General features: G+C 43.7%; 10 protein-coding genes. 2 read left to right on the top strand and 8 right to left on the bottom strand.

Annotated features, from left to right (window positions below; all coding sequences use genetic code 11):
* Positions 1 to 274: 274 nt before the first annotated feature.
* On the bottom strand, positions 275 to 1,582 hold the full coding sequence (tyrS, locus tag ACYVGZ_RS04230; protein WP_460751665.1) for a tyrosine--tRNA ligase: 1,308 nt from the start codon (positions 1,580 to 1,582) through the stop codon (positions 275 to 277).
* A gap of 108 nt (positions 1,583 to 1,690) precedes the next feature.
* On the opposite strand from tyrS, the gene ACYVGZ_RS04225 reads away from it, so the two are divergent.
* Complete coding sequence (locus ACYVGZ_RS04225; protein ID WP_460751662.1) at positions 1,691 to 3,136, top strand: peptidoglycan DD-metalloendopeptidase family protein; 1,446 nt, start codon at positions 1,691 to 1,693, stop codon at positions 3,134 to 3,136.
* A gap of 57 nt (positions 3,137 to 3,193) precedes the next feature.
* Here ACYVGZ_RS04225 and trxA read toward each other — a convergent pair whose 3' ends face one another.
* The 6 genes from trxA to lptM all read right to left on the bottom strand — a co-directional run bounded on the left by trxA (position 3,194) and on the right by lptM (position 7,232).
* Positions 3,194 to 3,520 (bottom strand): thioredoxin TrxA, encoded by a 327-nt coding sequence (gene trxA / locus ACYVGZ_RS04220; protein WP_460751660.1) that lies wholly within the window; start codon positions 3,518 to 3,520, stop codon positions 3,194 to 3,196.
* Positions 3,521 to 3,621: 101 nt separating this feature from the next.
* Positions 3,622 to 4,335, bottom strand: coding sequence for an HAD family hydrolase (locus ACYVGZ_RS04215; RefSeq protein ID WP_460751657.1), 714 nt, complete (start codon positions 4,333 to 4,335; stop codon positions 3,622 to 3,624).
* The gene (locus tag ACYVGZ_RS04210) at positions 4,332 to 4,997 is read right to left on the bottom strand and encodes a DUF484 family protein (RefSeq protein WP_460751654.1); all 666 of its coding nucleotides are present in this window, start codon (positions 4,995 to 4,997) and stop codon (positions 4,332 to 4,334) included. The genes ACYVGZ_RS04215 and ACYVGZ_RS04210 overlap by 4 nt, the downstream gene beginning before the upstream one ends.
* A gap of 7 nt (positions 4,998 to 5,004) precedes the next feature.
* A complete protein-coding gene (gene dapF / locus ACYVGZ_RS04205) occupies positions 5,005 to 5,838 on the bottom strand; it encodes a diaminopimelate epimerase (RefSeq protein ID WP_460751652.1) in 834 nt (277 codons plus the stop codon).
* 10 nt (positions 5,839 to 5,848) lie between these two features.
* On the bottom strand, positions 5,849 to 7,102 hold the full coding sequence (gene lysA / locus ACYVGZ_RS04200; protein WP_460751650.1) for a diaminopimelate decarboxylase: 1,254 nt from the start codon (positions 7,100 to 7,102) through the stop codon (positions 5,849 to 5,851).
* A gap of 10 nt (positions 7,103 to 7,112) precedes the next feature.
* Positions 7,113 to 7,232: an LPS translocon maturation chaperone LptM gene (gene lptM / locus ACYVGZ_RS04195; RefSeq protein ID WP_460751668.1), complete on the bottom strand. Its 120-nt coding sequence runs from the start codon at positions 7,230 to 7,232 to the stop codon at positions 7,113 to 7,115.
* Positions 7,233 to 7,419: 187 nt separating this feature from the next.
* On the opposite strand from lptM, the gene ACYVGZ_RS04190 reads away from it, so the two are divergent.
* Positions 7,420 to 8,193 (top strand): hypothetical protein, encoded by a 774-nt coding sequence (locus ACYVGZ_RS04190; protein WP_460751647.1) that lies wholly within the window; start codon positions 7,420 to 7,422, stop codon positions 8,191 to 8,193.
* 43 nt (positions 8,194 to 8,236) lie between these two features.
* Here ACYVGZ_RS04190 and argH read toward each other — a convergent pair whose 3' ends face one another.
* Positions 8,237 to 9,637: an argininosuccinate lyase gene (gene argH, locus ACYVGZ_RS04185; protein WP_460751645.1), complete on the bottom strand. Its 1,401-nt coding sequence runs from the start codon at positions 9,635 to 9,637 to the stop codon at positions 8,237 to 8,239.
* Positions 9,638 to 9,782: the final 145 nt, after the last annotated feature.

The raw sequence follows: 9,782 nt of genomic DNA, 5'->3' as shown, positions 1-9,782 counted from the left end.
GAAACACTAACAATTTACTTAATAAAGCGAATTGACGTGTTAGACGTCTCGTAAGACTTCAATTTCTTTTTGAAGCCTCCAGCGAGCGCCCACACAAATTATCTGATTATCTATTTTAAAGAGCGTCTGACACTGTTGCCGTGTCAGTGGATGCGTATATTACCGACTAGATTTTTTTCTGCAAGTAGTTTTTTTACTAAATCTAAAAAAAGGCAGAAAAAAGCGTTTTTACCATACGCCCTCTTCCGCCTCTTTCGAGTTCACTCGTTAAACATTAAGAAATAACAAAAAGGTGATGCTTCTTCTTACCGAGCTTAACAAGGAAGTATTTGTTGAAGTAACCATTTTGCGGTGTAAATATGTCTGCAGCGGTCATGTTGTCTTCCATGCCTTTTGCAACACCATTTACTACGACCGAATTTCTTTGCAGCGCATCTTTAACTTGCTTACCGCTTGCAGCGAGACCTGCGTCTGCTAATAGACTAGTCAAAGGTGTTGACTCTAAGGCTATGTTTTCAAGACTACTACTAGGCAGGCCATCTTGGCGAATTTGTTCTAAGTCACTTTCACTTAAGGAAGCCACATCACCGCTAAACAGCGCTTGGGTAATTCGCTCAGCAGCTTGCAAGCCTTCTTCACCGTGTACAAGTCGCGTCACTTCCTTTGCTAAGACTGATTGTGCTTGGGGCTTACCTGTACTGGCTTTATCTTGTTCTTCAATAGCGTCAATTTCCGCTAAATCCATGAAGGTAAAGAACTTCAGAAATTTATAAACATCTGCATCAGCCGTATTCATCCAAAACTGGTAGAAGGCATATTGAGACGTTTTCTTAGGATCTAACCAAACAGCGCCTGACTCTGTCTTACCAAACTTAGTACCATCTGACTTAGTTACAAGAGGTACGGTCATACCAAAGACTTGAGTTTTATTTTGGCGACGAGATAGATCAATACCACCAACAATGTTGCCCCACTGATCGCTTCCGCCTATTTGGACACTGCAATCATGCATGCGATTGAGTTCGGCAAAGTCCATTCCCTGCAATAAGGCATAGGAAAACTCTGTAAAAGAAATACCTGCACCTTCGCGATTTAGGCGCTGCTGAACCGACTCTTTATTGATCATAGCATTAACAGAGAAGTGCTTACCGACATCTCGCAAGAAGTCGAGGACATTCATTTCCCCAGCCCAATCCAAGTTATTTACCACTCTTGCAGGGTTATCTACACCTTCAAATTTAATAAACTGGCTCACCTGGCCGCGAATTTTTTCCGCCCAACCCGCAACCACATCAGATGTATTTAGCTGTCTTTCAGCAGCTTTAAAACTTGGGTCACCAATGAGACCGGTAGCACCGCCCACGAGTGCAATAGGATTATGACCGTAATCTTGAAAACGCTTTAAAACCAAAAGTGGTACTAGGTGACCAAGATGTAGACTGTCAGCAGTAGGGTCAAAGCCACAATACAATGTACGGCTACTATTATTTAAATGAGCACGTAGCTCGTCTTCCGCCGTCATTTGAGCTATCAGCCCACGCTCTTGTAGGTCTGCTAAAAGGTCTTTACTACCGGTTGTCATTATTTCAGTCCATATCCTAGTAAGTTAATCAATAATTAAGCATTCAATTATAAAAGTAATGTTGGTAGGATTATAAGGCTTTTATAAAAGATTTTTTGGGTACTAATTTTGATTAAGTTACTTCCAGCTAAACATTTAATGCTTTTGGCTGCCGCCAGTGCATTCATTGCCGTTGGCCTTCTCATTATTCCAAGCGGAACAGACCAACAACCATCCTCGGTTTCATTGGAGACAAATTTTGCCATTGTCGACCAGTCACAACTAAAACTGTCCGACTTACCAACATTACAAAGCAAACCTTTTGCTAACCAGAACAGCATTATTGCCGCCCCCAGCACTCCGGCGGTGCCCTATGAATTAGATTCCCCTATTGCGCAGCAAAAAATAACGCAAGATCCTATAGCCCAACAACAAACAGAGCTCCCCGTTAAAAAAGAACCAAATCACTACTCTGTTAAAGTGGTTGCCGGAGACTCTCTGTCAAAAATTCTCAATAAATACGATGTGTCAGCAAACGATATTTACCGCGTCTCACAAGCAGACAAAGAACATAAGTCGTTATTACGTATGCGTCCAGGTCAGTCTCTTGATTTTGCAACTGACCCTGAAAGTGGCCAACTTACCTCATTAACCCTTACCCTAAATCGGCTCGACAGCATCACTTTTGAGCGCGATGAGACGAGCTTTCAACGCAAAGAAATTTCTCGCACCCCAGAAATTGTCCAAACTTATAAAGAAGCCACCATCAATAATTCCCTATTTGTTGATGGTATGCGCGAAGGCATTAAGCAGTCACTATTGATTGAACTTGCCAATATCTTTGGCTGGGACATAGACTTCGCCTTAGATATTCGTAAAGGTGACAGCTTAGGAATTCTTTACGAAGAGAAATTTCTAGATGGAGAAAAAATTGGCGAAGGCAATATTATTGCTGCTCAATTCATTAACAATGGTCGAACTTTTCAGGCCATTCGCTATGAGACAGACCGTGGCCCAAGTTACTACACCCCTGATGGTCTAGCCATGCGAAAGGCCTTCATTCGAACCCCTGTGGACTTCACTCGAATTTCATCTAAATTCAACCCCAATCGATTACACCCTATTTTTAAAACCAAACGTCCTCACCGAGGAGTGGATTATGCGGCTGCCAGTGGCACACCGGTTAAAGCAGCTGGTGACGGCAAAGTAACCTTTGCAGGAAAACAAACTGGCTATGGAAACGTTGTGATTATTGACCACGGCAAAGGCTATCAAACTCTTTACGCACACTTAAGAGGCTTCGCCCGCGGAACTAAGCGCGGCACTCGTGTTAAGCAAGGCAAAATAATAGCTTATGTTGGTCAAACTGGGTGGGCGACAGGCCCTCACTTACACTATGAATTCCGTATTAACGGCGTTCATAAAAACCCTGTAACAGTGAAGCTGCCAAATGATGACCCTATGGCTAAAAAGGATCTGAAAAACTACCTTCCTTATGCCAAGCAAGTTCTTGCCACTCTTGAGAATTCTCACTCTCCTGAGTTTGCCCAAAAACTGGCTTTACTTAGCAATTAATTATCAGACATAAAAAAAGCAGCCTCGGCTGCTTTTTTATGTCGTTGACCGAGCTAGTTAGATAGCGCTGTTAATGAACTCAACTAACTGAGATTTAGAAACAGCACCTACTTTTGTTGCTGCAACTTCCCCACCTTTAACAATTAACAGTGTTGGAATACCACGTACATTGTATTTAGGAGCAGTTTCTTGGTTCTCATCAACGTTTAGTTTAACGACTTTCAAACGACCTTCAAACTCAACAGCAATATCTTCTAAAACAGGCGCAATCATTTTACAAGGACCACACCAAGGAGCCCAAAAGTCAACAATTACAGGAGTTTCTGAATTTAGCACTTCATCAGCGAATTGCGCATCAGTAATTTGGATAATATTTTCACTCATCAGTTTAATCCTTAAATCTAAGTATCTATTTAATGAGCCTAGTGTACCATCAAATGACACAGGTAAAAATGAGTTCCTACTAATAAGCTAATAGTAAAACGCTATGACAATAAAGAAGAAATGGCACCTGGAAGCTCGAGCAAAGAGTAGACTTCGGCATCCGCACTAGCTGGCCACTCTTCATTCCATCGCCTTGCGCCATGACGGTTAAACCAGATAGATTTAGCTCCTGCATTGGCCGCACCATAAACATCATCGATTGGATGATCACCAATATGGATAATACTCTCAACAGCCACTCCAGCACGGTCGGCAACGCGCTGAAAAATGCCTTTGTCCGGTTTAGCAATACCCATTTGATCCGCACGTTGTGCGAACTCAAAATACTGCCCTAGCCCAACATAAGGGTGAAACACATCAGCATTGCCGTTAGTAATCACTGCCAGCTTATAATCGGAATAAAGATCTCTCAGCACGTCTTGTGCATGAGGAAATAAATCCACCCTTTGACGCCACTCAGTAAAGTGGGCAAGAGCGGCTTCAGCAACCATATTCGCTTCTTCACTAGGCAAGCCATAATGCTTTAATAAGCGCAAATATACGGCCAATCGCAGAGCCGTTAGATTGGTTTTTAGGTCTGGCTGTTCAAGCAACACATCTTTGCGCAGCTCAAACTGGGTAGTAACAGGGTATTGCTCATACAACCCTGGAAAGCGCTCTTCAAACCAAGATTCCATGGCATATTCGGCACGTTGAATCACAGGTTCAACATCCCATAACGTGTTATCAAGATCAAAGGTGATTAACACACTCATGGCAGCAACCTCGACAGCAAAGCGCACACTAGGTCAGCTATGTATTCAAGAAACAAAGCCCCCTTATCTTGATGGAAAGCTTCAGCACGATTGGAAGCCAACACCAACACCCCAAGTTTTTTGGTCTCTCCAGCACGCTTTAAAATAAGCGGCAAAACGGCCGTGGAGGCAATTCCCTCTGCTTCTTTTTCAAACAAAAAGGCAATTTCATTAGCGGGAAGCTCGCCACAAAAACATTCGGTAAAACCAGATACCTGAGGAATAATGAGGTCGTCTTCAGTTAAAAAGTGAGAGCGAACAGACAAGTCGGGGAAGTCACCAAAGAGCACAAAACGATGAAAGGGAATATTAAATTCATTTTGCACCATATCATCGATCACGACGGCTAGATCTTCAACGGAATCGCAAGCCAAACCAGATAACACTAAGCGCCGACTCTTTTTCATGGTCGCTTCGTTTTCACGGGCAACTGCTACTAGCCGCTCAAACTCCTGTCGATAGCTGGCAGTGGATTTGCGTAGCAAGTTCACCTGGTATTCCAGTAACGATATCGCATTACCTGAAACAGGGTGAGGAAGGGTTAAGCCTTCCAGTAGCTCTGAATTTTTAAGAAAAAAATCAGGGTGACTCGATAGGTACTTAACCACATCCTTTTCGTTCATAATGCCTCTATAGGTAAATTTGACCTTCAAAAACAGTTTCAGCCGGTCCAGTCATCAGAATCGGATGCCCTTCCCCTTGCCATTCAATCCGTAGATCACCACCACGTAAGCGAGCTGTCACTATTGGACCAAGCCAGCCTTGTTTAATACCAGCAACCACGGCCGCACAGGCACCTGTGCCACACGCTTGAGTCTCTCCGACTCCTCGCTCATACACCCTTAAGTTAATTTCATCAGCAGACACCACATCCATAAAACCAACATTCACGTTGTTAGGAAACACATCATGTGATTCCAGCACAGGGCCAACGCTAGACACTAATTCGTCGGTTAAACTACCTACTTTAATAACCGCATGAGGGTTACCTACTGATACAGGTGTGATAGTTTGCACACCAAACTCGGTGTCTATGTCATACAAGGAAGAAGCAGATGCTGGCAGACTAAAAGGCAAATCCTTTGGCTCAAAACTAGGGGTCCCCATGTCTACAGTAACTTGGTCATCATTCATGACTCGCAACTGAATAGGACCTCTTTTGGTTTCAACATTAATAATGTGTTTATTAGTCAGCTCTTTATCTAGTACGAATTTGGCGAAGCAACGAGCACCATTTCCACAGTGCTCAACTTCGGTGCCATCTGAATTAAAAATTCGATAGCGAAAATCCATCTCTGGGTGAGAAGGTGGCTCAACCACGAGCAACTGGTCAAAGCCAATCCCCCAGTTTCGATCACTTAAGCGCTCGATTTGCTTCTTGTTAAAAAACACCTTACGTGAAACCGCATCAACGACTACAAAGTCATTTCCCAAACCGTGCATTTTAGTAAATTTTAATAACACAATAGACTCCTTAGTCTGGTAACACTTGCTCACCAGCCAATTGATGTTCTATCGTTTCACGAGCACGAATTAGGTGAGTTTGTTCACCGTCAACCATCACCTCAGCAGCACGATTACGACTGTTATAATTTGAGGCCATAGTGAAACCATAAGCCCCTGCAGATAACACGGCTAAGTAATCCCCTTCTTGAATATCAAGATCACGGTCTTTACCCAAGAAATCCCCGGTTTCACAAATAGGCCCAACCAAATCATATTGGCGAGTCCCTTGCTCTGTAGGCGTTTGAGAAACTGGCACTATATCCATCCACGCACTGTACAAAGAAGGACGAATAAGGTCATTCATGGCACCATCAATCACTGCAAAGTTTTTATGTTCAGTACACTTTAAGAACTCAACTTGCGTTACTAGCACCCCAGAGTTTGCAGCAATAGAGCGGCCTGGTTCAAAAGCCAACGAGATATCTCGGTCACCTAGTTTTTCCAATAACAAGGCCGCATATTCAGCTGGTTGCGGCGGCTGCTCGTCTTTATAACGCACACCTAAACCACCACCAAGATCAAGGTGTTTAATTTCGATCCCCTGCTCGGCCAACTCATCAATCAGTCCCGTTAGGCGATCAAAGGTATCAAGGAACGGCTGAAGGTCCGTTAATTGGGAGCCGATGTGACAATCAACCCCCATCACATTTAAGTTTGGTAGGCTATGAGCAATTTTATAAATGCGCACCGCGTCTTGAATATCAATGCCAAACTTATTCTCTTTCAACCCCGTTGAAATATAAGGGTGAGTTTTTGCATCAACATCAGGGTTAACTCGCAGAGAGACGGGGGCTTTCTTGCCCATTTCCCCTGCCACTTTATCAAGACGATACAGTTCGGCTTCAGATTCTACATTAAAGCAGTGGATGCCAACCTCTAAAGCCCGTTGCATTTCTAACGCTTGTTTACCAAGCCCTGAAAACATAACTTTTGAAGGGTCGCCACCCGCTTTTAATACACGCTCTAGTTCACCAATTGAGACAATATCAAAACCCGCTCCTAGTCGAGCGAGTACATTTAATATAGCAATATTGGAACAAGCTTTAACGGCATAACATATTAATGTCGGGTGACTAGAAAATGCTTCCGCATAAGCCAGATAACGGGATTCAAACGCCGCACGAGAATATACATAGCAAGGCGTGCCATACTGTTCCGCGATAGTGTTCAGCGAAACCCCTTCAGCATGCAACTGCTGATTCGAGTAGTTAAAAAAATCCAATCTAAATTCCTCAATTCGCAGATGATAACGACTCAATTTGGACGCTTTCAGTTGGTAAATAAAGCGCACCTTTATTACCACACGCCACTATGAACAGGGCAAAAAACACCATAAAGAACCACTTCAACATCATCTTTATCTCTTCTAAACGTATTTGTAACAGTATACTGGCAGGCTTTACGTTTCCCAACCCTAGAAGCACCAATTAACTCAATATTACCAATATATTGAGAAATTACTTTGGTAAACTTGATATTCGGTTTTTCATCACAAGCATTAATGAAACAAGATCAGACTGGAGACGATTAACACCTCACATGAGACAACACTTTTTGCCTAAAAGCCTTGCCATCGTCATTGCTGTGCTGATTCATGTTGCGCTCTTTTTCTGGCTCAACCAATCTCAATGGTTGGCGGACCTATTTGTGCCCTATGAGCCTGCGAAATTGGAAATCCAAATCCAGCCAGCTCAAATTGAAGATGTCGCGCAAGCTGAACATCAAGCGGCCACTGAGCAGGGTCAAACCAAAGAGGTAAAATCGGCTCAGACAGACACTCTACCTGCCTCTACAGAAAAACACGTGGAACAATCTGACATGGGAGATTTACAACCTTTTCTAGAGCAAAGCCCGTTTAAAGAAATCTACCCATGGCAACCAACTTCCGCCCCCCCCTCTTTTTCTTATTCAGACCAAGCGAACTTAACAGCCAAAGAACAAACTCAGACAATTGATACCAGCAAGTTGCTTGATATTGGTGGTCTCACCATCGCAGATTCTGAAGACCCTGCGACCAATGCGATTTTCTCACCGGAATTAAAAAAGCAGATTAAAAAAGCTCAGAGTGACCATCAAGAATATTTAAAAAATCAGGAAAAAGAGCATAACTACCCTATTACCGAAGATGCGGACGGAACTCGTTATGTGAACATTGAAGGAGTATGCTGGAAAATCCCTAACGACCCCACCAAAGAAGAATGGGCGATCGTCTTATCTGGCTGCGGTGGCCAAACCAAGACATTTCATTTTGAACTTAATATTGCGCCAGACTTATTAGGCCCTGACTCACCTTTGCTGTTTCCAACGGAGTAAAGCAACGGCTCAAGCGTAAAACTAGAGCCGTTGTTTGTCGTCTTTAGCGTTTGGCCAACTCTTGCTCTGCTCTTTCTACGGCCAATAACACTTGACGTGGTGCTGTGCCACCAACGTGGTCACGAGCAGCAACAGAACCTTCTAAAGTTAACACATCAAAAACATCTTGCTCTATCATATCGCCGAATCCTTTTAGCTCTTCAAGGGACATTTCAGAAAGATCTTTGCCTTCAGCCACACCGTAACCTACTGCTTTACCCACTACTTCGTGGGCATCACGGAATGCAACCCCCTTACGCACTAGATAATCTGCTAGGTCGGTAGCCGTTGAGAAGCCGCGACGGGCAGCTTCATACATATGCTCTTTACGAGACTCGATCGCAGGGATCATGTCCGCAAAAGAACGCAAAGACCCCTTCAAGGTATCCACGGTATCAAATAAAGGCTCTTTGTCCTCTTGGTTATCTTTATTGTAAGCCAAGCACTGAGACTTCATGAGAGTCAAAAGCCCCATAAGATGACCGTATACACGGCCTGTTTTACCGCGCACTAGCTCTGGCACATCAGGGTTTTTCTTCTGAGGCATAATAGAAGACCCAGTACAAAAACGATCCGGTAAGTAAATGAAGTTAAACTGCGCAGATGCCCACATAACCATTTCTTCCGCCCAGCGAGACAAGTGCATCATGATTATGGATGCAGCTGATGTAAACTCGATTGCAAAGTCACGGTCACTGACCGAGTCTAAAGAATTGTACGTCGGACGCTCAAAGCCCAGTAAGTCGGCCGTCATATTGCGATCAATCGGATAAGTTGTGCCAGCTAATGCAGCGGCTCCTAATGGTAAAATATTGATACGCTTACGGCAGTCCACTAAACGCTCGTAATCACGCAGCATCATTTCATACCAAGCCATTAAGTGGTGGCCGAATGTGACCGGCTGAGCGGTTTGTAAGTGAGTGAAACCTGGCATAATCGTATCAGCTTCAGTTTTTGCAAGGCTTAAGATACCCTGCTGAAGTCGAGTTACTTCTTCCAATAAGAAGTCGATTTCATCACGCATATACAGGCGAATGTCCGTTGCAACCTGATCATTACGAGAACGGCCGGTATGCAACTTTTTACCTGTAATGCCAATTTTTTGCGTCAGACGTGCCTCTATGTTCATGTGCACATCTTCAAGCTCAATTGACCACTCAAATTCGCCGCGCTCAATTTCCGCTTCAATTTCAGTCAACCCCTGAATGATCTGATCTCGCTCGTCTTCTGTCAAAACCCCAACACTTGCTAGCATTTTGCCATGAGCAATCGAGCCTTGAATGTCTTGTTTCGCCATACGTTGGTCAAACTCTACAGAGGCAGTAAAGCGCGCAACAAACGCATCGACAGGCTCAGAAAAACGGCCACCCCATTGTTGATTTGTGGTTTTATTTGTATCAGTCATTCAGTTGTTTCCCAGACAAGTTCAGTAAGACGCAAAGAGTACCTTATGAGGCAACACTTATAAAGTATTGAAAGATGACGCACGAGATTGGAACGAGTATGATTAATGCTTAATAAAGCCACTCCCTTAGACCCTTGTAGGAGAA

It is taken from the genome of Marinomonas epiphytica (assembly GCF_054780655.1).
Note: the sequence above shows the minus strand (reverse complement) of the source record. Positions and strands in the feature narration are given on the sequence as shown.